At 69.5% G+C, this 25290-nt stretch carries 25 protein-coding genes; 4 read left to right on the top strand and 21 right to left on the bottom strand.

Annotation, left to right across the window (positions count from 1 at the left end):
* Nucleotides 1-106: 106 nt before the first annotated feature.
* The 9 genes from GCE86_RS30995 to sepF form a co-directional block, all read right to left on the bottom strand.
* Nucleotides 107-769 carry a 4Fe-4S single cluster domain-containing protein gene (locus tag GCE86_RS30995; RefSeq protein WP_154230198.1) on the bottom strand — a complete coding sequence of 221 codons (663 nt, stop codon included), beginning with the start codon at nucleotides 767-769 and terminating at the stop codon, nucleotides 107-109.
* On the bottom strand, nucleotides 762-1589 hold the full coding sequence (locus tag GCE86_RS30990; protein ID WP_154230197.1) for a ComEA family DNA-binding protein: 828 nt from the start codon (nucleotides 1587-1589) through the stop codon (nucleotides 762-764). Before GCE86_RS30990 ends, GCE86_RS30995 begins: the two co-directional genes overlap by 8 nt.
* The gene (locus GCE86_RS30985; RefSeq protein ID WP_154230196.1) at nucleotides 1573-1785 is read right to left on the bottom strand and encodes a DUF2997 domain-containing protein; all 213 of its coding nucleotides are present in this window, start codon (nucleotides 1783-1785) and stop codon (nucleotides 1573-1575) included. Before GCE86_RS30985 ends, GCE86_RS30990 begins: the two co-directional genes overlap by 17 nt.
* Nucleotides 1782-2237: a hypothetical protein gene (locus tag GCE86_RS30980; RefSeq protein ID WP_154230195.1), complete on the bottom strand. Its 456-nt coding sequence runs from the start codon at nucleotides 2235-2237 to the stop codon at nucleotides 1782-1784. Before GCE86_RS30980 ends, GCE86_RS30985 begins: the two co-directional genes overlap by 4 nt.
* Nucleotides 2238-2268: 31 nt before the next feature.
* On the bottom strand, nucleotides 2269-3918 hold the full coding sequence (locus tag GCE86_RS30975; protein ID WP_154230194.1) for an AAA family ATPase: 1650 nt from the start codon (nucleotides 3916-3918) through the stop codon (nucleotides 2269-2271).
* 352 nt (nucleotides 3919-4270) lie between these two features.
* Nucleotides 4271-4654, bottom strand: coding sequence for a GIY-YIG nuclease family protein (locus tag GCE86_RS30970; RefSeq protein WP_154230193.1), 384 nt, complete (start codon nucleotides 4652-4654; stop codon nucleotides 4271-4273).
* Nucleotides 4655-4708: 54 nt separating this feature from the next.
* Nucleotides 4709-5494, bottom strand: coding sequence for a Clp protease N-terminal domain-containing protein (locus tag GCE86_RS30965; RefSeq protein ID WP_154230192.1), 786 nt, complete (start codon nucleotides 5492-5494; stop codon nucleotides 4709-4711).
* Between the two features lie 342 nt (nucleotides 5495-5836).
* Nucleotides 5837-6643, bottom strand: a complete 807-nt coding sequence (locus GCE86_RS31910) for an SLATT domain-containing protein (protein ID WP_204343010.1) — start codon at nucleotides 6641-6643, stop codon at nucleotides 5837-5839.
* A 40-nt stretch (nucleotides 6644-6683) separates the two neighbouring features.
* Nucleotides 6684-6893 carry a cell division protein SepF gene (gene sepF / locus GCE86_RS32660; RefSeq protein WP_163636920.1) on the bottom strand — a complete coding sequence of 70 codons (210 nt, stop codon included), beginning with the start codon at nucleotides 6891-6893 and terminating at the stop codon, nucleotides 6684-6686.
* A 618-nt stretch (nucleotides 6894-7511) separates the two neighbouring features.
* Between sepF and GCE86_RS30950 the strand changes: the two genes are divergently transcribed.
* Nucleotides 7512-8420 (top strand): HNH endonuclease, encoded by a 909-nt coding sequence (locus GCE86_RS30950; protein ID WP_204343009.1) that lies wholly within the window; start codon nucleotides 7512-7514, stop codon nucleotides 8418-8420.
* Nucleotides 8421-8860: 440 nt separating this feature from the next.
* Here the strand turns inward: GCE86_RS30950 and GCE86_RS30945 are convergent, their stop codons facing one another.
* The 5 genes from GCE86_RS30945 to GCE86_RS30925 form a co-directional block, all read right to left on the bottom strand.
* The gene (locus GCE86_RS30945; protein ID WP_154230191.1) at nucleotides 8861-11302 is read right to left on the bottom strand and encodes a M14 family zinc carboxypeptidase; all 2442 of its coding nucleotides are present in this window, start codon (nucleotides 11300-11302) and stop codon (nucleotides 8861-8863) included.
* A gap of 244 nt (nucleotides 11303-11546) precedes the next feature.
* Nucleotides 11547-12443: a hypothetical protein gene (locus GCE86_RS30940; RefSeq protein WP_154230190.1), complete on the bottom strand. Its 897-nt coding sequence runs from the start codon at nucleotides 12441-12443 to the stop codon at nucleotides 11547-11549.
* A gap of 86 nt (nucleotides 12444-12529) precedes the next feature.
* A complete protein-coding gene (locus GCE86_RS30935) occupies nucleotides 12530-14683 on the bottom strand; it encodes an MMPL family transporter (RefSeq protein WP_154230189.1) in 2154 nt (717 codons plus the stop codon).
* Between the two features lie 159 nt (nucleotides 14684-14842).
* Nucleotides 14843-15430 carry a hypothetical protein gene (locus GCE86_RS30930; RefSeq protein ID WP_154230188.1) on the bottom strand — a complete coding sequence of 196 codons (588 nt, stop codon included), beginning with the start codon at nucleotides 15428-15430 and terminating at the stop codon, nucleotides 14843-14845.
* Between the two features lie 38 nt (nucleotides 15431-15468).
* On the bottom strand, nucleotides 15469-16650 hold the full coding sequence (locus GCE86_RS30925; RefSeq protein ID WP_204343008.1) for an L-histidine N(alpha)-methyltransferase: 1182 nt from the start codon (nucleotides 16648-16650) through the stop codon (nucleotides 15469-15471).
* A gap of 172 nt (nucleotides 16651-16822) precedes the next feature.
* Here GCE86_RS30925 and GCE86_RS30920 point away from each other — a divergent pair, with 172 nt between their 5' ends.
* A complete protein-coding gene (locus tag GCE86_RS30920; RefSeq protein ID WP_154230186.1) occupies nucleotides 16823-17176 on the top strand; it encodes a nitroreductase/quinone reductase family protein in 354 nt (117 codons plus the stop codon).
* A 5-nt stretch (nucleotides 17177-17181) separates the two neighbouring features.
* On the opposite strand, the gene GCE86_RS30915 is transcribed toward GCE86_RS30920, so the two are convergent.
* From GCE86_RS30915 to GCE86_RS30885, 7 genes are all read right to left on the bottom strand, one after another.
* Entirely contained in the window at nucleotides 17182-19431 is a 2250-nt protein-coding gene (locus tag GCE86_RS30915; RefSeq protein ID WP_154230185.1) for an FtsX-like permease family protein, read from the bottom strand.
* Nucleotides 19428-20099 carry an ABC transporter ATP-binding protein gene (locus GCE86_RS30910; protein ID WP_154230184.1) on the bottom strand — a complete coding sequence of 224 codons (672 nt, stop codon included), beginning with the start codon at nucleotides 20097-20099 and terminating at the stop codon, nucleotides 19428-19430. The genes GCE86_RS30915 and GCE86_RS30910 overlap by 4 nt, the downstream gene beginning before the upstream one ends.
* A complete protein-coding gene (locus GCE86_RS30905; RefSeq protein WP_154230183.1) occupies nucleotides 20096-20620 on the bottom strand; it encodes a PadR family transcriptional regulator in 525 nt (174 codons plus the stop codon). The genes GCE86_RS30910 and GCE86_RS30905 overlap by 4 nt, the downstream gene beginning before the upstream one ends.
* Nucleotides 20621-20661: 41 nt before the next feature.
* Nucleotides 20662-21435, bottom strand: coding sequence for a PPOX class F420-dependent oxidoreductase (locus tag GCE86_RS30900; protein WP_154230182.1), 774 nt, complete (start codon nucleotides 21433-21435; stop codon nucleotides 20662-20664).
* A 57-nt stretch (nucleotides 21436-21492) separates the two neighbouring features.
* On the bottom strand, nucleotides 21493-21864 hold the full coding sequence (locus GCE86_RS30895) for a YciI family protein (protein WP_154230181.1): 372 nt from the start codon (nucleotides 21862-21864) through the stop codon (nucleotides 21493-21495).
* A gap of 1 nt (nucleotide 21865) precedes the next feature.
* Nucleotides 21866-22522 (bottom strand): DUF998 domain-containing protein, encoded by a 657-nt coding sequence (locus tag GCE86_RS30890; RefSeq protein ID WP_154230180.1) that lies wholly within the window; start codon nucleotides 22520-22522, stop codon nucleotides 21866-21868.
* A 77-nt stretch (nucleotides 22523-22599) separates the two neighbouring features.
* On the bottom strand, nucleotides 22600-23847 hold the full coding sequence (locus tag GCE86_RS30885) for an RNA polymerase sigma factor (RefSeq protein WP_244317120.1): 1248 nt from the start codon (nucleotides 23845-23847) through the stop codon (nucleotides 22600-22602).
* A 147-nt stretch (nucleotides 23848-23994) separates the two neighbouring features.
* Here GCE86_RS30885 and GCE86_RS30880 point away from each other — a divergent pair, with 147 nt between their 5' ends.
* A complete protein-coding gene (locus tag GCE86_RS30880) occupies nucleotides 23995-24342 on the top strand; it encodes a VOC family protein (RefSeq protein ID WP_204343023.1) in 348 nt (115 codons plus the stop codon).
* Between the two features lie 56 nt (nucleotides 24343-24398).
* On the top strand, nucleotides 24399-25271 hold the full coding sequence (locus GCE86_RS30875; RefSeq protein ID WP_154230177.1) for an alpha/beta fold hydrolase: 873 nt from the start codon (nucleotides 24399-24401) through the stop codon (nucleotides 25269-25271).
* Nucleotides 25272-25290: the final 19 nt, after the last annotated feature.

Below are 25290 nucleotides of genomic sequence, written 5' to 3'. Positions count from 1 at the left end.
GAAACCCTGTCGGCCCTGGAACGACGTACCCGACGCAGCCCGACACTTTGGCGAATTGTGCTGTAAGGAGGGTCTACCTGCGGCGGGGCTTCGGCACCTGGCGGCGTCAACCCCCGCGCACGGGTCGGCCCGTGGACTCCAGCAGCTCGTGCAGCGCCTCCAGCTGCGCCCACCCGTTGACGCCGATCTGGCCAGAGGCGTCGACAGTGATCTCAAGGCGGTCCGGGGTGGAGTCGAAATCGACGAGAAGATCCGGGAACTGATCGGTCAGCAGGACGAACTCCTGGTTTGTCGAGCCTACCCAGGGCCGGACCGTATCGATGTGATCGGCGAGGAACGGGCCCGCGACGAGCAGATCTGTCTGGGCCAGCAGCCTGGCTACATCCTCGCGGCCCCCGTCCACAGCATCATCTAGTTGCTTCATGGTGTAGCCGGTGAAGGTCATGACCGACCGGCCGGCCCGGCGTACCCCCGCTGCGACCGTTGACAGCGGGGCGGCCTGGTCGAAGGGCTCGCCACCGAGCAGCGTGAGGCCCTCGGTGTTGGCATCGATGATCCTGGCGATCAAGTCATCCGGTGCGGCCGTGTCCCCGCCCCGGAAGGTCCACATGTGCGGGTTGAAGCAGCCGTGGCAGCGAATCGAACAGCCCTGCACCCAGATCGCGGTGCGTTCGCCCGGCCCTTCGGCGCGGGTCGATGAGACGAACCTGGCGATCGACACCAGCGCCGGGTCGGCGACGGTGCGCGGGAGGTGACGGGCATCAGACATCGAGTACTCGGCCGTGCGGCGAATAGCCTGCCGGCGGCTGGGGCGGCGGCGTGCAAGTCAGCAGGTTCCTGAGTCGGGCGAATTCGTGCGGCGCGAGGTTCGCGACCATTGCAAAGTCCTCGACGCTGCCGAATCCGCGCCGGTTGTGCCGTTCCGCCAGCACCCAGTTCGCGCGCTCCGCTCCGAAGCCGGGCAGGGCGGCGAGGTCCTCGAACGTTGCCGCGTTGACGTCCAAGGGCCGCGGGGCCGTGGCCGGCGGCGACGGGGGAGCCGGTGGGGCCACGGGCGGTGCCGGCTGCTGGGGTACGGATGTCGCGGCCGGCCCGGCACCGTAGTACGCCGGCGCGCCTGTCGTCAGGTCGGCGATCGTGGGCGGCGCGGTGGTGGGAGGGTAGGGGTTGCCGGGCCAGGTGGGAGGCGGCGCCGTGGGCTGGGCGTACCAGGGAGTGTGGCTGGCCCGCCAGCGCAGCCAGGCCGGGTTGATCAGGCAGGCGTGCAGGATGTTGGCAATCCAGCTGGCCAGGACAACTGCGGTTGCCACGCTGCTCAGCGCACTCTGCTGATCGGATTCGCCGGTCACGGCGAACGCGGCCCAGCCAACCAGCATGTAGACGATGCCCGGGATCCACCAGGCCGCGCGACGGGCGCGCAGCCCGACGTAGATGAGGCCGGCTCCGCCGAGGCAGCTGCATCCCAGAATCGGGAGCAGTAGCCACAGGCTCTGCCGGATCCGCCAGTCACGGCTCGCCGCAGGATTCGTGGGCACCTGATTCGGGGCGCCCGGCGCCGGGACCCATCCACCGTTATGCGTGTTCGACATTGCGTTCTTCCTGATTGCTGGTGACGGTGCGCTTGCTGTAGTCGGCCGTGTACGCGCTCTCGACGGTGCGGGCGTCGAGCAGATCTTCGAGGATGGCGATGTAGTCGAGGCAGGCGTCGCCGATCAGGCCTTGGGTCTCGGCGCTCACCAGCCCCTCACTGGTCACCGTCAGCACGACCCGCTTCTGCTCCGTCACGATGACCGTCCCTCGACCGCGAAGACCAGACGTACGCTCGCATCCTCCGCGACAGCCTCCGACTCCAGGCGAAGTCCGGCGGCCGGAGCCCGTTCCCGCAGCCGCTCAAGTACGGCGCGCTGGACCTGCCGGCCGTAGCCGGCGTCAATGGCACGGATGATGTCCACGGCCCGCTGCTCGTCGATGTCGCCCGTGAGGTGCGCCGACCAGACGCCGTCCTGCCCGCGCTGGAAGTTCGCCCGTACCCGGTCCCAGGCCGCCACGATGTCCTTGCCGTCGGCCGTGACCACCGCATTGCTCTCGCGCAGCGCCGCGGCCAGTAGCGTCTCGTCCCGCATGCGGGTCTGCACCTGGCACACGATGCGACCTGCGCTGTCTCGGCCAGCCGTCGCGCCATGCGCGGCAGCCACGGCAGCCACGGCCAGCGGCACGAGAACCAGTGACACGCTCACGTGGCACCTCCCCTCGATGTTGTCGTTCGCATCAGAACTCGATCTTCCGGCCCCCACCGTGACCGGGTGGCAGATCGCGGGGGCGGATACTGGGCGAGGCGGCGGACATCCCGCCGGCCGGGTCCCAGTCCTCGGCGGCCGTGGCCGCGACCGCGCGCATCTCAGCCCAGGCCCGAACGGCACTGATCCGCTCGGCCTGCGTGACACTGAGCGGCACCATGTTGACCACCGCCCGGGTCAGATCGTCCTTGCGCAGGGCGCGCCGTTCGGAGAACGCATCGAAGAGGCCGGCGACAACAGCCTGCTCGATCTCGGCGCCCGAGTACCCATGGCTGAGCTCGGACAGCTCCATCAGGAGCCCTCCACCGACGGCGAGCTCGCCGGCGACCGCGGGACGGGTCAGCCGCTTGTTGATGTGGACGGCCCAGATCGACTCTCGTTCGGCGCGCGTCGGAAGATCCACGAAGAAGATCTCGTCGAAGCGCCCCTTGCGCAGTAGCTCAGGCGGCAGGTTCTCGATGTTGTTGGCGGTGGCGACAACGAAGACTGGCTCTGTCTTCTCCTGCATCCAGGTCAGAAATGTCCCGAATACCCGCGAGGAGGTGCCGGAGTCACCTGCCGACCCACCGCCGGCGAAGCCTTTCTCGATCTCATCCACCCACAACAGGCAGGGCGCGCTGGCCTCGGCCGTACGAATCGCGTTGCGGAGGTTCTGCTCGCTCGATCCGACCAGCCCGGCAAACACCCGGCCGATGTCGAGCCGCAGCAGGGGCAGACCCCATGCAGCGGCCACCGCCTTGGCGGTCAGTGACTTGCCGCAGCCGGGCACGCCGGTGATCAGCACGCCGCGGGGTGCGGGAAGGCCGTACTCCGCCGCTTCCGCCAACCAGGAACCATCCCGCTTCCGCAGCCATCGCTTCAGGTTTTCCAGGCCACCGATGTCGTTGAGGCCGACTTCGACGTCGACAAACTCCAGCAGGCCGGCCTTGCGTACGATCTGCCGCTTCTCCTCGTGCACCAGGGCGATGTCGTCCAGGTCGAGGACCCCGTCGTTCACCATGGCCCGGGCGAACGCGTTCTCCGCCTCCTGCAGGGTGAGTCCGAGGGCAGCCTTCGCCAGCTTCTCCCGACCCACCTCGTCGACGGCTATGCGAATCCGTCCGCTGGTGGAGTTCGCCGCGATCATCCCCTCGAGCACCGCACGGATTTCGACCTCGGTGGGGAGGGGGAAGTCGACGATGGTGACGTCCTTCTCGAGCTCAACTGGCAGTTGCAGCACGGGAGAGACAAGCACGAGAGTTCGGGCGGCCATGCCGGACTTGAAAGCTGCCGCCAGGTCTCGCAACCTCCGGACCACCTCGGGATCCCGCGGCCGGTCGCCACCGCCGTACGCCGCGTGCAGGTCCTTGAAGATGAAGACGCCGGGCTCATCGGTACGCATCGCCGCGCTCAGGGCGTCCGCTGGGCTGGAGGTGCCCTTCCTCGCCGTACCGTCCGGCTGGATCAGCCCTTCGGTCGCCGACCACGTCCAGACGCCTCTGGGGGTGCGTACGAGTGCTGCGTCGCGGGCGACGGCGGTGACCTCCGCTACAACCCGATGCTCTTCATATGACTCGATATAGAGGATTGGAAATCGAGCTTTGAGCAACTGGGACAACGCCTCGCGAAAGGGCCTCGCCACCTCGATCTCCTCCCCCAACGAGCGCCGCGAGCTGGCAGACCGTAGCAGCCTGCATGGTCTGAGGTCGGAACGCATCCCCCGTTTTGCTGATCTTGTTTGCCCAGCGAGCTGCGCCCAGGGAGTCACCGGCTCCGACATCAGCCTCTCTCGCACTGACCGGAAACGCTGGCTGTTCGGGTAAGCGGCGCAATTAACCAGAAGGCCCGGCCTCGGCAGGCAAGAATCCCGTACGACCATCGCTGCGAAGGGCCGGGCATATCCTCGGCGCCTTTGCATGTCTCGCTCGGGCCGGCGCTCGTTGCTGGGGGCAGGGGCTGGCACTGGTTCTCAGCGGTAAGCCTGCTGGCCTGCTTCATCGGCGGGGTTTCGGCACCTGGCGGTTGAAGCGGGGCTTGAGGGCCAGCACGAGGGCTTGCTTCGTGGCCTCTGGGTTGTCGGTCTCCTGCCAGCGGACCTCGCACCGACCCAGCCAGTCGGCGATGTCCTGCCTGGCCGCCGCCTCGGTTGGGGTGTCAAGGAGCTGTCCGACCTGCTCGTGCAGCACCGACGACTCCCGGTTGCCGGTCAGGTGCTGCCGAAGGCGGTTACGCAGGTTCCCGGTCCAGCCGACGTAGACCACCGTGCCGCGGTCGAGGACCACGTGCACGCCGGGCGAGGTGGGAGCGCCGGCGGCGGCTTTCGTCGTGTACGGCTGGGGAGGCGTGAAGCCGGCCAGGAGATCTTCCGCGTCGAGCATCCCCGGACGGTACCGGTGTCAGCGCTCCCCCGCGATCCCACATGATCCCGAGTGTCAATCCCCGGTCAGGCAGCCCTGGGCGTCGGCACGGACAGTCGACGGGTCGACGTCGAGGAGACGCAGCAGCCGGGTTGCCGGGCCGGCGGGGTCGGCCAGCAGCTCGACGAGCAGGTGGGTGGTGCCGGCGTACGGGTCGCCACGCCGGAAGGCGGCGAGGCTGGCGCCGCGCAGCGCGCCAAGCTCACTGCGGCCATGGGCGGGCGCGGCGAGCAGCGCCTTGGGCTGGTGCCAGCCCTTGTCGGGCAGTCCGTCGAGCCGCCGCTCGTCATCGGCTGGCGGCAGGCCGGCCAGAGCGCGAACGGCGGCCGAGGCTGTGGCGCCGTGCTGGGCGAGGATCTCGCCGGCCTGATTCCACCGGTGGACGTCCGGCCGGACCGGTCGCCCGTCGCGCACCAGCTCGTCGTGCATGGCCAGCACCGCTGCCAGGAGGTGCGCGCCGGTCACCACGTCATGGCCGGCCCGTACCGCCACCTGCATCCCGCGTTGCTCAACGAGGAGAAGCATCGGATGGCCGTACCGGGCGCCGTGCCGGCGGTACGGGCGGCGCACGGCTACCCCGGTGACGAGCCGGATGAGGGCCAGCCGCAACGGCTCTGCGGCTCCGGGAGCCCGGTGGGGCTGCACCATCCGGAGGAAGGCCAGCTCATCGGCCGCAGTGCTGCGCGGGGTGACCGGCAGCCGGCGGGCCGCGCGGCGCACCTCCTCGTACAGCGTGGTGCCTGGCCCGGCCGGGCTGCCCGCCACCAGGGTCAGGACCCGGACGGCCGCTGCGTCGGGCACGCTGAGCAGACCCTATGTGAGGTGAGCGGGCCCGACATGGCGCAGGACCGCCCTCGTGCAGTGCCTCGTAGACCGCGCGCCGGACAGCCGGGGTGAAGGCATGCAGCGGCGGTCATCGCCGCGGTGCACGGCGCGGCCGCGGGCCGGGCACGCAGCGTCGTACGCGGCCTCCCGTAGCTCCGCCTCGGCCAGCCGGGCGATGTCGTCGTCGAAGCCGGGCGCGAGCCTGCTTTGCTGCGGCGGCTCCGGATCGGTCAGCTCGCTGCATCTCCTCGCGATGCCCGGCGGCGAAGGTCCGGTCGCACGCCCCGGGTGTGAGGACCCCGGACGACAAGACATAAGTCATTCAGCCTGGTTGCGAGATTCAGGCGGCTGTTCAAGATTCTGCTGCCGCTTCTTTTGCTCCGTCTTGAGGCGGTGAACCTCTTCAACGAACTCAGCAAGCTGCTCTTCCTCGCTCGGAATCCGCTTGTACCTCCCAACCCCCACTTCTACCGCTTCCCACTCTGCTTCAATTGCGTCGGCCGTCTGCTGGAGGTAGAAGCTTCGCTCCTTATATTTGAAGTAGCCCATAAATCCGCTCGCTACACCAACAAGAAAAGTGATGCAGAGGATGGTCCAGCGATCCCATGTCATTTTGTCCGATATGCCGGCGATGCCGGTGGCAGCCAGGGATCCGATGATTAGGAATCCTTGAAAAGTGTTGTTCACTCTCCTGTAGCGCTTGCTCTCATCCCTCAGTTGGTCAATATCGGAAAACGCGTCCTCTTTATAGGCTACACGGCGAACCTTGAGGCTCCCCTCCGCACTTGCTACCAAAAACTTCCGCTCGTCACGAAGCCGCGCGAGGCGAAGCTCAAGATCATCCTCTTGCGGGCGCCAGCTGCGCTGGCCGTCAACCTCTAGGGGACCTCCCGGATCCCTCCAAAGCTTATAGGCCGCGCCGCCGAAGGATAGCGCAACGAGGAAGGTTGGAATTAGGACAATGCGCTTGAGCTCCCAGGTCCACCATGGGATCCAAGTCAGGGCATAAATTACCGCGATCAGAACCGGACCGAAGGCAGTAAACCAATAGAAAAGTTTGCGCCGCCTCCGGGCTGTATTAAGTGCCGCCTCAGTCTGACGAATTTTGTGGTTATAGATAAGCACCTGTTCGTGCTGGCCAGCCGTCGACAAATCGCCCTCCGAATTACGACTCGCGCGTAATCACAATGACATTCTCGGCCATACGGAATATCCATGATCCGGATATCACCGCCAGCCCATTGCAGAAGTCAGCGAGGCGCGCGGCTTCGTAAGCCTGCATCGCCGAGAAGTCAATGGACACGACTCTGCCTTGTTTGAGTGCCTCCACGATGTCGATCGTCGCAGTCTGGTACTCGAGTGGCGAGACTCTCATCACGCCATCCAATTGAAATCGCTGTGAACCATTGCGACCAGTGTGGAATCGGTTCCCGTTCACTGCTTCATCGAGTGACTTCTGAAGGTCGAGCGCATGGTCACGGAAGCACATACGCGACGGTTGACCCCGGCGGGGAGGGCGTCCCAAACGGCACAGAGCAACCCAAAATACCGTTGCAAGGAGCACGACGCAGGCAGCCGAGACAAGAAGGGCAGCCGCCCCGTAGACAGTTGACCCCACCCTTCAAGTCGACGGCAAGCCGTCGGCCCCCCTTCGATACGAGCGCCGGAACCCAATCTGTGACAACCGAGGTTGATCTTCGATCGCGAGACTGTGGAATGTAGCGGTCGAGCCTCAATCCGCCGATCTTCTGTCGACTACACGACAAGGAATTTCGTAGATTTAATACCTAAACGGACAATGCTCCACACCCCGCCTCGCTGCCCTCAAGGCCACGGAGGAGTCTGGAGAGCTTGTCCCAACGGGGTCTAGAATCCGGCAGCCCTTGCCGAAGGGGATCGCCTGGCACCTTCCAGCTAACCCGAGCCTCGGCTGGAAACTTCATGACCGTTCGATGGACAGACCGCGACCGCCGCCGCTGACACTATACGGATCATGGTAGATGCAATCTTCGACGCTAAGTTGCGAGCAGCCGCCTGCGAGTGGCTTATGGAGCGTGCGCACAGTCACGGGGAGTTGGCAACACAAGCCGAGTTGTCAAAATTCACGTTTGAAGGAATTCGAGTCCCTCTACTTGACCGGCAACGCGGCATCCGCAAGCCGGCCATACTGGACGCCGCCCTGTCATTTCGTACGACGTTCACGCCACCTGGTCAGTCACCGCCGTATGAAGACCGCGAGGGCCAAGACGGGCTACTGCGATATAAATACCGTGGCGACAATCCTAATCATCCGGAAAACATTGCACTGCGCCGCGCGTACGAGCACGACCTTCCGCTGATCTGGTTTGTTGGGGTTGCCCCTGGCGTGTATTTGCCAAGGTACCCGGTATGGCTGGTTGCCGACGAGCGTAAAGAACTCCAGTTTGCAGTTGCGCTTGACGAAGACCAGAAGCTTATAGAACCTGGCACCTTCCTCGAGCCAGATCGGCGGCGTTACGTCGAAAGGTTAACAAAGCTGCGGCTCCATCAACCACTTTTCCGCGCCCGCGTATTGCAAGCGTACGGTGCAAGCTGCTCCGTGTGCCAGCTCCGGCATTCATCCCTCCTTGAGGCTGCTCACATTATTCCGGATGGTCAACCCCGCGGAGAGCCGATCGTCCCGAATGGATTGTCTCTTTGCAAGATCCACCATGCAACGTTCGACCAGGGCATCCTCGGCATTCGCCCTGACCATGTGGTCGAAGTACGCAAAGACATCCTCGCCGAAGTCGATGGCCCTATGTTGCGTCATGGTATTCAGGAGATGCATGGGCGACTGATCTCGCTGCCTCGGGACCGTGCGGCGCGCCCAGACCGAGACAGGCTAGAAGTTCGTTATGAGCAATTCCGGAAAGCTGCCTGACGGAACCGCAGATCTTCAGATTCGGCGTGGTTTGCGCAATTTTAGCCCTGGCCGCAGCCAAAGGACCGACAGCGGCAGTGTGGCAGGCATCGGGCCACCCGTTGCCGCAACATCCGCGCGGGCGAGGATCTCGGCGACCACACGTGGCAGGGGTGGTCGGGAGTAGCCTGCGGCCCTGCTTCTGCGGTCCGGCGGAGGCAGGCCCGATCTCCAACGCCGACCGCAGCTGTCGGTGGATGTCCTCCGCCGTCCTTTCCCGAGCTCCGCTAGTCGTGTCAGCGCGCGTAGTCGACGGGCCCCGCCGGGCCGGACAGGCTGGCATCGATCCCGTGCGGCACGCCGCCATAGTTCGGCTCGCTCAACCAGATGCAGGAGACGTCGCCACAGTACGATGGCCGCCGACCCACCGGCCGGCGGCCATCAGGCTTCAAGCGGCGAGGCTACTGAACACTCACCCGCTGCTTGTTGAAGTTCTTGCCCTCACCGTCCGGCTTGTAGTTGCCTTCCACGTTGCCGGCGATGTCGATCGAGAACCAGTTCACCATCGTGTCGCTGTTCACCGTGATGTTCTGGACGCCCTCGCGCATCCCGGCCAGGGCCAGCTTGGGTGAGTTGTACGTCGGCCGGCTGCCATCAAGCGTGTAGTACACGTTCGCCGGCTCACTGGTACTGAACGTAAAGGCCGTAGCCCCCGGCTCCCGCTTGACGACCTCCAGCGCAGTCCGAGGCTGACTCTTGTCGGTGGCATAAGCCCGAGCCACCTCGAGAATCCCGATGTTCCCGTTGGCGAACTCCATAGCCTCCTCGTGCCCCTCGGCAAAAGGCGGCTGGAACCCCACGGCGTTGAACCGCCCGGTCGCCGGATCGTAGATGTCCGCGCCGACCTCGAAGTCCCACCCGATGATCCCCCGGTTGTACCAGTGCTCGTCGGCGCTGTTGCCGGCCGCCGAGTACAGCACGTCCGTCACAGGTCCGGTGCGGCCCGGCCAGATCGCCGTGCCCCGGTACTCCTGGACGCGGGAGAGGATGTAGTCCGAGGAGGTCCAGAAGTACGCCTCGGTGCCCTGGTCGACCCGCGGCAGCACCTCGCGCCCCTCGGCCTTGTACGCCCCCGGCGGCCACATGAAGTACCCGCCGTAGGAGTGGGTGTTCATCGAGAGCTTGATGTTCGGGAAGGTGTCGACCAGCCACACCTCGTTGCGCGCCTCCGGCTCGGACAGCTCGCTCGGGCCGGCGAAGGTGTCGCTGGTGCAGCTGGTCGCCGACGCGCCCACGTAGCCGTCGAAGACGGAGCCGACGGAGAAGTTCCGGTTGATGTCGACGCCCCAGGCGTTGCGGCGGCCGGGGTCGGCGTTGGACGCCGGGCAGTAGTTGGTCATGTTCCGCCGCTGCATGTTGAAGTCGTACATGCTGTAGTGCGCGCCGTCGGGGTTGACGACGGGCAGGATGAAGATGTCGAGGTCGTCGACGATCTTGCGGGTGTTGGGGTCCTTGGCGTAGTTGCGCAGCAGCCGTTCGGCGGACTCCACGCAGACCAGCGGGGTCACCCACTCCCGGGCGTGCTCCTGGCAGTAGAGGAAGACGCCGACCTTCGAGCCGTCGCGGTGCTTGCCGATGCGCAGCACCTTCATCTGGAACGGATCGCGGGACACGCTCGCCGGCGCCTTCAGGTTGTCGGTCAGCGGGGTCACCGGGGCCGCGGCCACCACGCCGGTGCCGGCGTTGCCCCGGTACGTGCTGGCGGTGAGCAGCTCGGCCGCGTCGGCGTTGGCGTTGACCGCGGCGGCGACCTGAGCGGCCGTGCTGGTGATGGCGCCGGAGCCGTTGGTGGCCAGGCGCACCGTGACGGCCTTGCCGGACACGCTCACGGTCAGCGGGGCGTTCGCCGTGCCCGGGTCGAGCAGCGCCATGGTGATGTCGTTGCCGCCCTCGTGCCCGTACGTCGTGGAGGTGACGTAGACGGTGCTGGCGGCGGCCGTGCCGAACTGCGCCTGCGCCTGGCGCCGGTAGCCGTTCGTCTTGTACGGCAGGTCGATCAGTTGAGTCAGCCCGGGGAACTCCGCGGCCAGGCCGGTGAACCGCGCGGTGACCTCGGTCGGGTCCATGTAGTGGTCGACGAAGTCCGACACGTACGGGTGCTTGCCGGGATTCTTGCGCGGGCTGCCCAGCCACTTGGTGACGTCGATGGTGGCCGAGCCGCCCTTGTTGCTGGTGATGGTGGCCCGGGCCGGCTTGGCGGTGATGGGGACCGGGTTGCTGAACCGGTGGTACATGTACTGGCCGGCGTCGGTGAACCGGGACATCGTGGCGGTGCCGCCGGAGCCGATCTCCGTGCCGGGTCCGCTGTCCCAGCTGGCCGTGAGCACCGTCGTCGAGTCGGTGCCGGCGCTCGACTTCACCTCGATGTTGAGGAAGACCTGGTTGTCGAGGCTCGTGAACCATTCGGCCCGCAGCACGGTCAGGGTGTCCGTGGCGCCGGTGGCCGCCGTCGCGGCGCGGATCGCGGCGGACCGCTCGGCCATGTTCTGCGCGTAGTCGCTCTGGTCGGAAATGGCGTCCTGGACGTCGAAGCCCTTGTCCCGCAGCGCCTGGCTCTCCTCGGGGCTGAGGACGGCGTGCACCTCGATGCCGTTGTCGACGGGCTTGACGTACTCGGCGAGGTCGACGCCGAGTTGGTTGAGGCGGTCGATGCCCGACTTGTCGGCGACGACGATGCGCATCAGGCCGACGCCGTTCTGTTCGCCGGTCGATGACCGGTCGGGGGCTACCGTGCTGTCCGTCGTGGGGTTGGCGAAGCCCGGTGCGCTGACGGCGAGCGCCAGCGGTAGCACGAGCAGGGCCAGGAATCGGCGCGGTTGATTGGATCTTCCTGTACTCCTCATGAGAGTCCTTCCGGCGAGCGATCCAGAAGGCCGCGCAGTCGAGGCGTCGGGGTAGGTCACCCCCGGCTGCCGCAGCTACACAAAGAGTCGTCGCCGTCTCACCATCAGTCAAGATCTGTGATGGCCCGCGCCTGCCCGGGTTTCGTCCACGGCGGGAGCGGTGGCTGCATGCGCCGGCGGCCAGCACGTGAACGAGGTCGCCCCTGGGCGCGGCCGTTCGCGCCGAGCCAGGGCAGCGGGACGGTCAGCCAGTGGTGGTCAGCTCCACCGGCAGGCCCTGCGTCACCTCCAGGACCGCCCGCTCTCCCAATGGTCGCGACAACTCGACGGTTGCGCTGCGCTGCGCGCCGATGGCCAGGCACACTTCGTCCTTGGCGTGCCGGTACTCGATGACGATCACGACCACCGCCAGGTCCGACTCGACCGCGATGGCGCTGTAGTCGGCCCCGCACGCCTTGCTGCTGGGGCCGGGCGCGCCGGTGAACGTGACGGTCAGTTCGCTGCTCGCGGTCGTGGTGGTCGCTGACTCGATCGCCAGTCCCTCGTGTGGGTGGTCGGCGTCCCAGGGTGGTGGGGTCACCCGGACGATGGCCGAGGGGTCCACCGCGACTCGCGCCAGCCGCACCGTCGTGCCATCGAGGGTGTATTCCCACGCCGGGGCGGTCGCCGGGCCGCGGGTGGTCGGGACCGCCATCGTGGTCAGGTGAGCCCCGGTGAGTTTGAGCGGCGTGCAGCCGGAACAGTCGCCCGTCCCGGCGGCGCGCAGCTGCGCCAGCGCCCCGTCCGCCGAGATCAACGGCACGTCCTGACGGGTGCCGTTGGCCCAGACGATGGTGCCGGCCGTGTTCGGCGCCCCGGGCAGCGTCGAGGCGGCCTCGACGCGGCCGGCCGACAGGGTCTCTTTGTAGGACCCGTTCGCCGGTTCCCAGTCGCCGAGTTGGTGGGTCAGTTCCCCCAGCGGTACGAAGGGGGCACCTCCCGCTGCGCGAACCGCCTGGTCGTACCGGGTCAGGGCGCCGCCTGCCTGCTCGCGCAGGCCGTCGAGCGGGTCGGCGGCTGGGCTGTTCCCGGCGGACCCACAACTGGCGAGCAGGGCCGCGAGCGTGACCCAGGGCAGTGCCCGCCACCGGTGCAAGCGCACTGTCTCCACCTCCTTGAGACGCACGCGCGCCGGTCCGGGTTGCGCCTCACCGGCGTGCCGGCGTCGGCTCGATGGGAATTCGCCCGCTACGCCTCCGCCACGGTCGCGGGCTCCGGCGCCGCGTGCCGCCCGTTGGCCGGCCGCTCGTCCCCGTGCCCCGGCCACCACGCCTTGTGCCCGATCAGCGCCGTCAACGCCGGCACGAAGAACATCGACATCACGAACGCGGACAGCACGATCCCGATCGCGACCGCGAACCCCATCTGCTGCAGGAACGAGATCGGCGCCAGCATCAGCACCCCGAAGGTCCCCGCCAGGATCAGCCCCGCGGCGGCGACGGTCGGCCCCGCGTGCTCCACGCCGATGGCGGCGGCCTCATGCGGCCCGTTGCCTTCCCGCGCCTCCTCCCGCAGCCAGGCGATCATCAGGATGTTGTAGTCCGTCCCGATGGCCACCACGAACAGGTACAGGATGATCGGCAACTGGAAGGTCACCCCGGGCTTTCCCTGGAGCCCTTGGAAGAGGTAGACCGTCGCCCCCAGCGTCGCCGCGAAGTTGAGCAGCACCGCGATCACCAGGTAGATCGGCGCGACGAGACTGCGCAGCAGCAACGCGAGGATCAGCGCGATCAGGCCCGCCGCGACCGGCAGGATCACCGAGAGGTCGCGGTTGTTCGCCGAGTTGATGTCGGCGAAGATCGCCGTGGTGCCGCCGACCAGCGCCTTGGTGCCGGGTGGCGCCGCCTCGTGCACGGCGTCGCGCAGGTCGTCCCGGACGAGGGTGATCGCCTCGTTGGACACCGGGTTCTCGTTGAGCAGCAGGTTGACCCGGGCCACGCTCGGGTCGGTGCTGCGCTCCGGCGGCTGCGCCTGGCCAACACCGGGCGCCTTCGCCGCGGCCGCCGCGAAGTCGGTGACCTGCTGCTCGCTCAGCGGCGTCCCGTTGCCGGTGGTCAGGTAGACCTCGGTGGGGGCGAGTGCGCCGGCGGCGAAGCCGCGCTGCAGGTCCTTGGCGGCCTTGGCCGATTCGGTGTCCTGCGGGAAGCCGGCGCTGAAGTCGTAGTCGGCCTTGTAGCTGAGCACGCCCGCGGCGAGCGCGACCAGCACGATGCCGGAGGCCGCCGCGACGATCGCGGGGCGGCGGCCGACGGTGGTGCCGAGGCGGCGCGACAGGGTGGCCTTGGGGGCGCGCTGCCAGGCCTTGGACGGCCAGAAGACGTACCGGCCCAGCAGCGAGACGACGGCCGGGATGAGGGTGAGCGAGGTGATGAGCATGACGGCGACGGCGATGGCGAGCGCCGGGCCGAGTGAGCCGAAGAAGCCCAGGGACGCCAGCAGCAGCACGAGGAACGCGACGATGACGGCCCCGGCCGCGGAGGTGATGACCTCGCCGACCCGCTGGACGGACACGATCATCGCGGTGCGCTTGTCGTCGCCGGCGCGCAGCCGTTCGCGGTAGCGGAAGAGCAGGAACAGGATGTAGTCGGTGCCGATGCCGAACAGCACGATCAGCAGGATCGTCTGCAGGTCCTGGCTGACGTTGAGGTCGAACGCCTTGCCCGCGGCGGCGACCAGCCCGGTCGTGATGGTGAGGACGGCGCTGACGACCACGACGGGCAGCAGCGCGGCGATGGGGCTGCGGAAGATGATCAGGATCAGTCCGATGATCAGGATGATCGTCGCGACGCCGACCACGGCGAAGGCCTTGTTGAAGGTGTCCTCGTTGTCGACGAAGCTGGCCACGTCGCCGGCCACGCCGGCGCTCAGGCCACTGCCCGCCAGCTCGGGGCCGATGGCGGAGCGCAGGTCGCGTACGGCGTCGAGCAGCGCCGGGTCGTCGGGGGTGGTGGCGTCGAGGCCGACGTTGACCACCTGGACGGACTTGTCGGGCGCGACGGCCGGCGGGCCGGTCTGGTAGCCGGACGTCCGGGGGATGTTCCGGGCCTTGAGCGCCTGGGCGACCTGGCCCACCTTCGCCTCGTCGGCGGGGGTGAGCTTCTGCCCGTCGGCGCGCTTGACCACGATCGTGGCCGTGGCGGTGGCCTGCTGCGGGAACGCCTTCTGCCCGAGTTCGGTGGCCTGCACCGACTCATAGGAGCGGGGCAGGAAGCTCTCCTGGTCGGCGGAGGTGATGTCGCTCAGCGACGGGGTGGTGAGGATGCTGGCGGCGGCCGCCACCACCCAGCCGGCGATGACCCACCACGCCTTGCCGACGACGAATCTGCCCAGCCGCTCGAACATGGTTTCCCCCGATGTGTTCGGCTCAACTGTTGTCCGGAGCCCAGAGCGCACATGGGCCCGCCCGTCACGATGACGGCAGCCTTCACTACTCGCCGTTGATCGTACCGTCGGGGTGCAATCCTTTTCGGACGCCGCACCGCCGCACCGCCGCACGAGCGCCTAACGAGCGAGCGCCGCGGTCAGTGGTGGCGTGGCCAGCAGGCCGCTGAGGTGTTCCTGCATCCGTTCCAGCGGGCCGTCGGCGCCGTGCAGGCCCTGGTGCAGGTCCCGGAGCACCTCGTCGGAGCCGTTGGTGAAGGCCAGGATCTCGGCGAGGGAGAGCTGGTGGTTGAAGATCTCCGCCTCGTTCCGCCAGTCGTGGAGCATGCTGGACAGCCCCTCGTCGCGCCTGGGGGACAGCACGGCCGAGGAGAGGGCGGCGTTCACCGCCGACAGGTTCATCCGGGGGTAGACCTGCCGACGGGCCGGCTGCGCGGCGCCCACGGAGAAGGGCGGGGACGCGAGGATCCTCCGGTTGTCCCGCAACTCCTCGCCGATGGCCTGGAGGGCCTCGGCGCGCCGCTCCCGGCCCGCCGCCCAGCGTTCGGCCACGATGCCGGTGATGCCGCCGAGCAGGCCCAGGATCTGCACCGCCGGTTCGAAGCGGCTCGTGCCGGCCGACCGGGTCCACCAGGCGGCGCTGACGACGAAGGCCACCGTGAGGCTGCCGGCGGTGACCACCATGATCCAGGTACGGGGTGCCGTCACCCACGACGGCAGGGGCACCGCGCGTGGCCGTCCGCGCGTCATGTGCCGGGGCGGCGGAAGACGTCCCGGGCGGCGCTGTCGTGGCCGTTGCCGGCCTCGCTGCTCGACAGGAGCATGAGGTCCATGCCGAACCGGCGGGCCCGCTCGTACGCCTGGAACTGCGTGAACGCCTCGCTCTCGACGAAGAGGCCGGCCTTGGCCAGCGCGGCCGCCAGGGCCTTGAGCTGGTATTTCCGGGTGATGAGGAGCCGGATGGTGTCGCCGCTCGGGAAGTGGACCTCGCTGCGGTTCGGGAGCACGATCTTCAGGTCCTCGGCCGACTGGTTGCAGTAGATCACCTTGATGACCAGCGACCGCCCCTCCTCGACGACCCCCTCGAAGCGGACGTAGTTCATGTTCACCGAGAGGTCGGTGTTCTGGCGCAGGGCGCTGATGACGAACTCGCGGAACACCCAGCTGGTCTCGTATTCGCGGGCGGCCTGCTGGGCCATCCGGTCGTCGAGGTGGGAGGCGGTGGCGACCTCGACCATGAGCCGGTCCTGTGGGCGCAGGAGTTGCCGGCTCAGGCGCTCGACCAGCTCGACGTCCTCGTCGAAGTTGGCCATCGTGTTGCCGAGCAGGGAGAACAGCACCGGCTCGTCGCCGATGAGCCGGCCGCGCAGTTCGTTGAGCTCGGCCACGTTTTCCTCGACCGAGAAGTCGAGCTGCACCGGCAGCAGTTGATTGCGGAACTGCCGGAAGAACGGCAGGGACTTTATCGGCTTCAGGCCCAGGCGCAGCATTTCCGCGCTCATGTCGACGGGCACGTAGTACATTTCCGGGTTCGCCCGCTGGAGGTCGGCCAGCACCACGGCGTCCTTCTCGCCCGTGCCGGGGCCGAGACTGATGTAGTGGTAGGGCCGGTCGTTGTGCCGGGAGTGCAGGTTCCGCCAGCGCCGGCTGAACGTCTCGATCCCGTCGCGCATGACCGGGTAGTTGGGGTCCGTGCAGGCCCGCTGCCAGTTGACCGCCGGCTCGATGCCCCAATAGGAATAGCCGGATACGATCCGTTTCTCGTCACCGGTGGACGAGAAGGGGCGCTGCAATTCGGCGGCCAGTTCGTTGAGTTTGCGGGACTGGTCCTCGCCGACCAGGCACAGCGACCAGGAGAACTCGGTTTCCGAGATGACTTTCTCGAGCCTGCGCAGAAGCTTCAACTGTTCCCTGGCCTGCTGATCCATCTGTGCCATCCCCCGAGCGAGGTCGGACCGGTCCCCCATGCTCCGCCCGCCAACCTTACAGCGGCGAAGTCTCCTCAGTGGACCGCGATCCGGGCGGTGACGGGGTCGCGGAATCCACCTCGGCCGGGCGCGCAAGCGCCTAGCCTGGCCAAAGAGGCACAAGGGGGAAATCGTGGCGAACGCGGTCTGGGACGCCCTCGACGGGGTCCGCGAGGTCGAGATCACCGTGACCGGCCGCAGGACCGGCCGGCAGATCACCCACCCGGTGTGGTTCGTGCTGGACGAGGACAGCGTCTTCCTCGTCCCGGTGACCGGCTCCGACAGCCAGTGGTACAAGAACGTCCGGCAGACCCCGATGATCGAGGTGTCGGCGAACGGGATGGCGTTGAGTTCGAGTGCCACCCCGATCACCGAGGCCGACCGGGTCAATCACGTGGTGGAGCTGTTCAAGGCCAAGTACGGCGCCGACACGGTGGAGAGCTACTACCCCAAGCACGACGTGGCGGTCCAGGTCCCGCTCGGGTAGCGGGCCTAGTCGTTCCGCGCCGTCTCCGGGCCGGTGATCCGGCGCAGCAGCGGCAGCGTCGAGGCGACAATCCCCAGCGACACCGCCAGCCCACCGGCCACCATGAGGTAGAACGACCCGTGCGGCGCCAGCAGCGTGTAGCCGAGCTGCGCGCGCAGGAACAGGTGCGCGGCCAGGAACCCCATCCCGATGGCCACCGCCGCGACGGCCAGCAGCGGCACGACGGTCTCCAGCGCCACGACCCGCCGCAGCGTACGCAGCTGCACCCCGGTCAGGCGCAGCATGCTGAACGGCCGCTTCCGGTCGCTCAGCCCGCCGGCCACGCTCACCGCCAGACTGCAGCCGGCGATGGGCAGGCTGGCCAGCATGACCACGTCGGCCAGTTGCTGGAACTGCACCAGGAGCCGGGCGGAGTCGGACTCCCACTCGGCGACGCTGCCTGGGAATCGATTCGTCGGGAACGCGTTGATCAGCATGGTTCGGGCCCGCTCGAACGCGGCGCTGCTGGTGGTGTTGACGACCACCGACCGGATTGGCTGCCGCTCGACCTGCGCCGGGTCCAGGTCGGCGGCGGGCCAGACGTAGTCGTCGTTGGTCAGGTCCCACGCGCGCTCGCCGATGAGGTCGTCGGCCACCGTCGCGACCCGCGCGCCGGGTGGGCAGGCGCCGAACACCGCGAGCCGGTCCAGCTCGGCGCACGTGATGACGCCCGGATACCACCACCGCTGGACGGGGGCGTCCGCCGGCCCGTACACCTCCATCGGGGGTGGCTCCGTGACGGGGTTGGCGTGGACCAGGGTCACGCTGCGTACCCCGGGGATCGTCGCGAGCCCGGCCGGGATCTGGTCCGCGGTGGGCGCGGGGCCGTCCTCGGGCGGGAACCACGTGGTCAGGGACGTGGCGGCCACCGAGTCGGTGCGCGGCTCGCCCCGGTTGGCCACGTAGGTGGTGATGATGCCGGTGGCCACGCTCGTCACGAACAGCGCCACGATCAGCCCGCTCACGGACCGGAAGCCGGCCCGGGGATTGTCGGCGAGGCGCCGCCCGGCGATGAGCGCCGCGGGCCGACTCGCCCGCCCGGCCAGCAGCCGCGCGCCGACCATGGTCAGCCACGGCCCGGCCAGCACCAGCCCGGTGAGGATCAGCAGGAACCCCGAGAGGTACGCGGTGAGCTGCCCGTTGGTCGTGGGCGGCCGCCGGCCGACGAAGTACGCCAGCTCGACGAGCCCGGCGACCAGCGGGATGAGCCGCCAGGCGCGTGGCGGTTTCGGGGTGACCCGGCGCGCGACGCCCAGCGGGGAGATCTGCACCCGGCGCAGCGCCAGCCAGGATGCCGCCACAGCGCCGAGCGGGATGCCGGCCGCGACGGCCAGGACGTCGGTGAGGGTCAGTGCGAGGTCGGCGGTGAAGAAGCGCTCGCCGGTGAACGGGATCTCGGCCAGCGCCGGGCGGACGGCGAGGAACAGGCCGAACCCGACGGCCGTGCCGACTGCGGCGGCGAGCACGGACTCCACGGCGGAGATGACGGAGATCTGCCGTGGTGTGGCGCCGATCAGGCGCATGGCGGCGAAGCGCTGTTCCCGGCGGGTGGCGGCCAGCCGGGTGGCGGTGCCGATGAAGATGAGCACCGGGAACAGCAGCGCGGCGGCGACGATGGAGAGCACGAGGGCCATGCCGTCGTGGTTGATGCCGACGTAGCAGCCTCTGGGGCAGCCGTCCGGCGAGGTGGTCATGATCTGGGTGACCTTGCGCGCGCCCAGCTGTTCGAGGTCGGCCGGGGTGCGGCCGATGACGATCAGCAGCGAGTCCGGCGAGGGCAGCGCCTCCCGGCCGATGGTGCCCACCTGGTGGCCCGGGAAGCGGTCACCGAGTTGCGCCGCCGGGGTGCTCCGCAGCAGCTCGCCGAGGGCGGGTGAGACGTAGTACTCGCCGGGGCCGGGCAGGCGCGGGATGCCCGGCGGGACGGGCGCCTCCGGGCCGGTCGCGGCGACCTCGACCCGGCCGATCGAGTCGCCGTCGTGGTAGTCCTCCCGGATCAGCCACCACATCGGCTCGGCCGCCGGGTCGGTGGAGGCCGGGGCGACGGCGGTGTTGAGCCAGGCGTACCGCTGGTTCTGGGCGTCGACGGCGTTCATGCCGGCGAGGGTGGCCAGGAGCATGCCGACGCCGAGCGCCACGGCGGCGGCGATGACGACGAGCCTTGTTGCGGCCTCCCGCCCGCCGGCCAGGGACAGCCGGACCGCGAACCGGATCATGCCGTCACCAGCGCGTTCACCTTGCCGTCGCGCACGATGACCTGCCGGTCGGCGTACGCGGCGACGCGGGCGTCGTGGGTGACGAGGACGACGGTGGTGCCCTCCTCGCGGGCCGAGGAGACCAGCAGGTCCATGACCTGCTCGCCGGTCAGCGAGTCGAGCGCGCCGGTCGGCTCGTCGGCGAACAGGGCGCCGGGCCGCGCCACGAGGCCGCGCGCGAGGGCGACGCGCTGCGCCTGCCCGCCGGACAGCTCGCCGGAGCGGCGCCGCTCCAGCCCGGTCAGGTCGAGCCGCTGGAACCAGGGCCGCGCCTCCTTGAGCGCGGCGGCCCGCTTCACCCCGTTGAGCAGCAGGGGCAGCGCCACGTTCTCCTCGGCGGTCAGCTCCGGCACGAGCTGCCCGGACTGGAACACGAAACCGAACCGGTCCCGGCGCAGGACGCTGCGCCGGGTCTCGCTGAGGGTGTCGATCCGCCGGCCGTCGAAGTGGATCTCGCCGGAGTCCGGCACCAGGATCCCGGCCAGGCAGTGCAGCAGTGTGGACTTGCCGGAGCCGCTGGGGCCCATGACGGCGACGATCTCGCCGGGCTCCACCGCGACGCTGGCGCCGCGCAGCGCCGGGGTCTCGCCGAAGGACAGCTTCACGTCGCGCGCCTCGACGGCCGTCATCCCCGTACCTCCTTCGCGAGCGCGTTCAGCCGGGCGGCCGTGGTGTCGATCCAGTGCAGGTCGGCTTCCAGGTGGAACAGGCCGTGGTCGGCCAGCATGGCGTCGACCAGGGTGCCGGAGCGCTTGATCTCGGTGAGCTCCTTCATGCGGCCCAGGTGGGCGGCGCGCTGCCGGTCGAGGTAGTCCTCGGCGGGGCGGCCGAGCATGAGCGCCAGCACCACCTTGGTGAACAGGACCGTCTGGAGGTTGGGCTCGGCCGGGACGGGCTCGGTCAGCCACGACTCGACCTCGGTGGCGCCGCGTTCGGTGATGACGTAGCGCTTGCGCTCGGGGCCGACGCCCGGCTCGACCTCGCCGATCACGATCTTGCCGTCGCGGGCGAGCCGGCTCAGCGTCGCGTAGACCTGGCCGAACGGCAGGGGCTTGCCCCGGCTGAAGAAGGCGTCATAGTCGCGCTTGAGGTCGTAGCCGTGGCTGGGCTCGCGGTCGAGCAGGCCGAGGAGGGTCATGGGAACGCTCATGACGTCACCATACCCTGAGGGTATACCTCGCGTATATACCTTCAGCGTGCAGTCAGTTCGAAGTGCACGGTGCGGCCGGTCCGCGCCCGGCCGAGCCGGTGCGTCAGCGGCACGAGCACCCCGTGCAGCAGCGGGTGCTTCCGGACCAGCGCCCGGCTCGCCGCCCGGTACTCCGGCCCGCTCAGCCGGCGCGCCACCGCCTCCACCGCCGCCCCGGTCGGCTTGCCGAGGGCCGTCGAGGGGGCCAGGGTCACGTGCGGGTTGTTGCGGATCCGCCGGGTCTTCCACGCCTTCTCGAAGCTGCGCACGTACGCCCGCTCCCCCACCACCGCGACGCTCACCGCCGTCGGCACCGGCGTCCCGTCCCGCTTGAACGTCGTCAGCACCACGGTCTTCTGCCGCACCAGCGGCGCCCACGCAGGGGCCGGGGCGGTGTCGACGTAGCCGACCACCCAGCCGAGCTGCCGCAGCCGGACCACCAGCGCGGCCAGGGCCAGCAGGGCCGACAGCAGGACCAGCCAGGTCTGGCCCGCGCTGCCGCCCAGGTCGGCGTCGACCACGTGCGACAGGGTGTGCGCCGCGGCGCCGACCACGTAGCCGGCCAGCGCGACGGCCAGGGCGTCGCCCCAGATGAGCGCCAGCAGCAGGGTCGCGCCGATGCCGAGTTGGAACGCCCCGACGTCGTGCACGAAGTGCTCGTGCGGCGGGAAGTTCACCGCCGAGCTGAACGAGTCGGCCCGGGTCAGCGCCCAGACCCCGACGACCAGTGACGCCGCGCCGAGCAGGGCGGCCGTGCCACGTACCAGTGCAGTCATGCCCAGGAGACGGCCGGGCGCCCGGCGGTGTGACCGCCGGGCGGCCGGATCTCGCCGTCAGCCTTCGTGCGGTCCCTCACTCACCCGTCGGACGTCCACCTCGACGTCGATCCCGCTTTCGGTGAAGACATCCACGAACCGCTTCGCCCACTCGACCGCCTCCTCCTTCGACCGGACCTCGACCAGCCCGAAGCCGGCGATCAGCTCCTTGGTCTCGGTGAACGGCCCGTCCGTGACGGTCTTCTTGCCCTTGGTGGCGGTGATCCGCGCCGACTCCTCGCTGCTCTTGCAGAGCCCCTCGGCAGCCACCAGGATCCCGGCCCTGGAGACCTCCTCCATGTAGGCGCCCATCCGCTTCAGGAACTCCGGCGACGGCTCGAAGTTGCCGGGAACGGCCTCGTCCAGCTTGTGCATCATCATGAATCGCATTTCAGTGCTTCCTCTCGATGGTCGTGATCGTGTGCAGGGAAACGGCGGTGAGCCAGCCGAAGACCAGGGCCGAGCCGAGCACCATCCGGACGCTGATGCTGTCCTGGTCGGGCCAGGCCATGACGACGACGGTCGCCGCGGCGACGAGGACCGACGACAGCGCCCCGACCCGCCCGAAGCGGCGGGCGAAGACCAGGCAGGCGACGGTGAGCGAGCCGAACGAGAGCATCGCCCCGACCCCGTGCCCGTAGGAGTGCCAGCTCATCGTCTCGGGGTTGCCCTCCGGCGCGCCCGCCGGCCAGCCCATGCTCGGGTCGGCGCGGAGCACCCCGGCGACGATCAGCCCGACTCCGAGCACCGCGACCAGCGCCGGCCCCCACGTCCCGGCCCGCCCGCCGCGCAGCGCCCGCCGGAAGCCGACGGCACCGGCCAGGGCCAGCAGCCCGGAGACGACGAAGTTGGCGATCTGGATCCAGCCGTGCTCGCCGAGGGAGAGCAGGCTGAGCGGCTGCCGGCTCAGGTCGAAGCCGTCGCGGGTGAACGCCTGGGCGAGCCCCAGGCCGAGGAACAGCGGCCCGGCGGCGGCCCCGGCGCCGAGCAGGGTGGTGGTCCGGACACCCCGTGCCGTCGCGGCCCGGGTGAGCGTCGTGCTGGTCATCTCGATCTCCTCGTCATCGGTTCTCGCTGACGCGTCGATCGAGCCGGCCGGGATCCGACATGACTTCTCAAGATTTTTTACGGGCCGCAGGCGGCGGCCCGGTCGAGCAGCAATGCCCGCTCCCGCGCGTTGCCGGTGAGGGAGGCGGCCCGCTCGAACTCGGCCCGGGCCTCCGGCAGCCGGCCGAGCTTGAACAGCAGGTCACCGATCACGCTCGGCAGCAGGTGGTAGCCGGCCAGCGCCGACTCGGACTCCAGTTCCCGGGCCAGTTTCAGGCCGGCGGCGGGCCCGTCGGCCTGGGCCACGGCGACGGCCCGGTTCAGCTCCACCACGGGCGAGGGCACGAGCCGGGCCAGCTCCGCGTAGAGGGCGGCGATCCGCGCCCAGTCGGTCTCCTCTGGGGTACGCGCCCGCGCGTGGCAGGCGGCGATCTCGGCCTGGAGGGCGTACGGGCCGGGATGGTCGGTGCGGGCCCGGTCGAGGGCGGCGAGGCCACGGCGGATGAGCCACTGGTCCCAGCGGCCGCGGTCCTGGTCGTTGAGGAGGATCGGCGCGCCGTCGGGGCCGGTGCGGGCGGCGGTGCGGGACGCCTGGATCTCCAGCAGCGCGGCGAGGCCGTGCACCTCGGGCTCGGCGGGCATGAGCCCCTGGAGCAGCCGGGCCAGCCGCAGGGCCTCCTGGCAGAGGGTGGGGCGCATCCAGTCGTCGCCGGCGGTGGCCGAGTAGCCCTCGTTGAAGATGAGATAGACGACTTCCAGGACCGAGTCGAGGCGTTCGGCCCGCTCGGCCGGGCCGGGCACCTCGAAGGGGATCCGGGCGGCGGCGAGAGCCTGCTTGGCCCGGGTGATGCGCTGGCCGACGGTGGGTTCGGTGGTGAGGAAGGCGCGGGCGATCTCACCGGTGGTGAGGCCGCCGACGAGTCGCAGGGTGAGCGCGGCGCGGGCGATCGGCGACAGGATCGGGTGGCAGGCCACGAAGACGAGCCGCAGCAGGTCGTCCTCGATGGGCTCGTCGAGGCCGGCGTCGAAGTCGGGGGTGACCTGTTCGTCGAGGTCGCGGCCGAGTTCGGCGAGCGTACGCTGCTGGGTCTGCCGGCGGCGCAGCGTGTCGACGGCCCGGCGCTTGCCGACGGTGGTCAGCCACGCCCCCGGGTTGGCCGGGACCCCGTCGCGCGGCCACTGCTCCAGCGCGGCGACCAGCGCGTCCTGGGCGAGTTCCTCGGCCAGGCCGACGTCGCGGACGAGCGCCGCGATGCCGGCGACGACGCGGGCGGCCTCCATGCGCCACACGGCCTCGACGGTGCGCCGCGCCTCGGACTCCCCCACGCGCACATCACAGCAGGCCGGGCGGGCGTTCCGCCACCACCTGCGCGGGTCCGGCACCGCGCGGGCGGGAAGTGTCACAGGCGGCTCGTAGCCTGGCGCGGTCATCGACGATCGCTGGGAGGCCACGTGCTCGACCACTTCTCCGTCATGGTGCGCGACCTGCCGGCCAGCGCCGCCTTCTACGACGCGGTGCTCGCCCCGCTGGGCGGCCGCCGGATCATGGAGCCCGGCCCGATCGGCTACGGCGTAGACCGTCCCGACTTCTGGCTGGTGCCCGCGCCCGCCGACGCCGACGCGCCGCTGGAGTCGCACATCGCCTTCACCGCCCCGGACCGGGCCGCCGTGCAGGCGTTCCACGACGCCGCGGTGGCGGCCGGCGCCGAGGTGCTGCACGCGCCGCGGGTGTGGCCGGAATACCACCCGACCTACTTCGGGGCGTTCGTCCGCGACCCCGACGGCAACAACGTCGAGGCGGTGTGCCACCGGCCCGAGTGAGGCCTCCGGTCGTTGAACCGGACGGGCCCACGAGGGCCCGGAAGGGGCGGCATCCGGTGTTCGAGGGCTTCGAGGAGCTGGACGTCATCACCTCCGGCACCACCATTCACGGGCGCCGGGGTGGTGACGGGCCGCCGGTGCTGCTGCTGCACGGCATGCCCGAGACGCACCTCATGTGGCACCGGGTGGCGCCGGGGCTCGCCGAGCGGTTCACCGTGGTGGCCACCGACCTGCGCGGCTTCGGTGACAGCGGCACGCCGCCCAGCACGCCGGACCACGCCCCCTACAGCATGCGCCGGGTGGCGGCCGAGCAGGTCGAGGTCATGCGGCTGCTGGGCTACGAGCGGTTCGCCGTGGTGGGGCACGACCGTGGCGGGCGGTGCGCGTACCGGATGGCGTTGGACCACCCGGACGCGGTGAGCCGCCTCGCGGTGCTGGACATCGTGCCCACCGGCGACGCGTTCGACCGCGCCGACATGGCGTTCAGCCTGGGCTTCTGGCTGTGGTCGTTCCTCGCGGCGCCCGAGCCGGTGCCGGAGCGGCTGGTCGCGCGGGCGCCGGAGGTCATCGTCGACCACATGCTCGACAACCTGTCGGAGGTGCCCGACGCCTTCCCCGCGTCGGTGCGGGCGGAGTACGTGGCGAAGCTCGGCAGGCCGGCGGCCGTCCACGCGATCTGTGAGCAGTATCGGGCCGCGGCGACCCTGGACTACGAGCACGACCGGGCCGACCGGGGCCGGCGGCGGATCGCCTGTCCGGTGCTGGCGCTGTGGGGTCACGCCGGTCCGGTGGCGACGTGGTACCGGCCCCTGGAGGTGTGGCGGGCCTGGGCGGATCAGGTCGAGGGCGGGCCCGTGGATTCCGGGCACTTCCTGCCGGAGGAGGCACCCGACGAGACCCTCCGGCGCCTGCTGGCGTTCCTGTCCTGACCGCCCGGAGTGCACGATG

Origin of the sequence: Micromonospora terminaliae (assembly GCF_009671205.1) — a bacterium.
Lineage (GTDB): Bacteria > Actinomycetota > Actinomycetes > Mycobacteriales > Micromonosporaceae > Micromonospora > Micromonospora terminaliae.
The sequence above is the reverse complement of the archived record's forward strand: the minus strand, read 5'-3'. Positions and strand labels throughout refer to the sequence as shown.

Bases quoted from the DNA above. Each gene is read 5' to 3' on its own strand.
- GCE86_RS30995 (WP_154230198.1), bottom strand. From the start codon at position 769: ATGTCTGATGCCCGTCACCTCCCGCGCACCGTCGCCGACCCGGCGCTG.
- GCE86_RS30990 (WP_154230197.1), bottom strand. From the start codon at position 1,589: ATGTCGAACACGCATAACGGTGGATGGGTCCCGGCGCCGGGCGCCCCG.
- GCE86_RS30970 (WP_154230193.1), bottom strand. From the start codon at position 4,654: ATGCTCGACGCGGAAGATCTCCTGGCCGGCTTCACGCCTCCCCAGCCG.
- sepF (WP_163636920.1), bottom strand. From the start codon at position 6,893: ATGAGAGTCTCGCCACTCGAGTACCAGACTGCGACGATCGACATCGTG.
- GCE86_RS30950 (WP_204343009.1), top strand. From the start codon at position 7,512: ATGGTAGATGCAATCTTCGACGCTAAGTTGCGAGCAGCCGCCTGCGAG.
- GCE86_RS30945 (WP_154230191.1), bottom strand. From the start codon at position 11,302: ATGAGGAGTACAGGAAGATCCAATCAACCGCGCCGATTCCTGGCCCTG.
- GCE86_RS30935 (WP_154230189.1), bottom strand. From the start codon at position 14,683: ATGTTCGAGCGGCTGGGCAGATTCGTCGTCGGCAAGGCGTGGTGGGTC.
- GCE86_RS30925 (WP_204343008.1), bottom strand. From the start codon at position 16,650: ATGGATCAGCAGGCCAGGGAACAGTTGAAGCTTCTGCGCAGGCTCGAG.
- GCE86_RS30915 (WP_154230185.1), bottom strand. From the start codon at position 19,431: ATGATCCGGTTCGCGGTCCGGCTGTCCCTGGCCGGCGGGCGGGAGGCC.
- GCE86_RS30910 (WP_154230184.1), bottom strand. From the start codon at position 20,099: ATGACGGCCGTCGAGGCGCGCGACGTGAAGCTGTCCTTCGGCGAGACC.
- GCE86_RS30905 (WP_154230183.1), bottom strand. From the start codon at position 20,620: ATGAGCGTTCCCATGACCCTCCTCGGCCTGCTCGACCGCGAGCCCAGC.
- GCE86_RS30900 (WP_154230182.1), bottom strand. From the start codon at position 21,435: ATGACTGCACTGGTACGTGGCACGGCCGCCCTGCTCGGCGCGGCGTCA.
- GCE86_RS30895 (WP_154230181.1), bottom strand. From the start codon at position 21,864: ATGCGATTCATGATGATGCACAAGCTGGACGAGGCCGTTCCCGGCAAC.
- GCE86_RS30890 (WP_154230180.1), bottom strand. From the start codon at position 22,522: ATGACCAGCACGACGCTCACCCGGGCCGCGACGGCACGGGGTGTCCGG.
- GCE86_RS30880 (WP_204343023.1), top strand. From the start codon at position 23,995: ATGGTGCGCGACCTGCCGGCCAGCGCCGCCTTCTACGACGCGGTGCTC.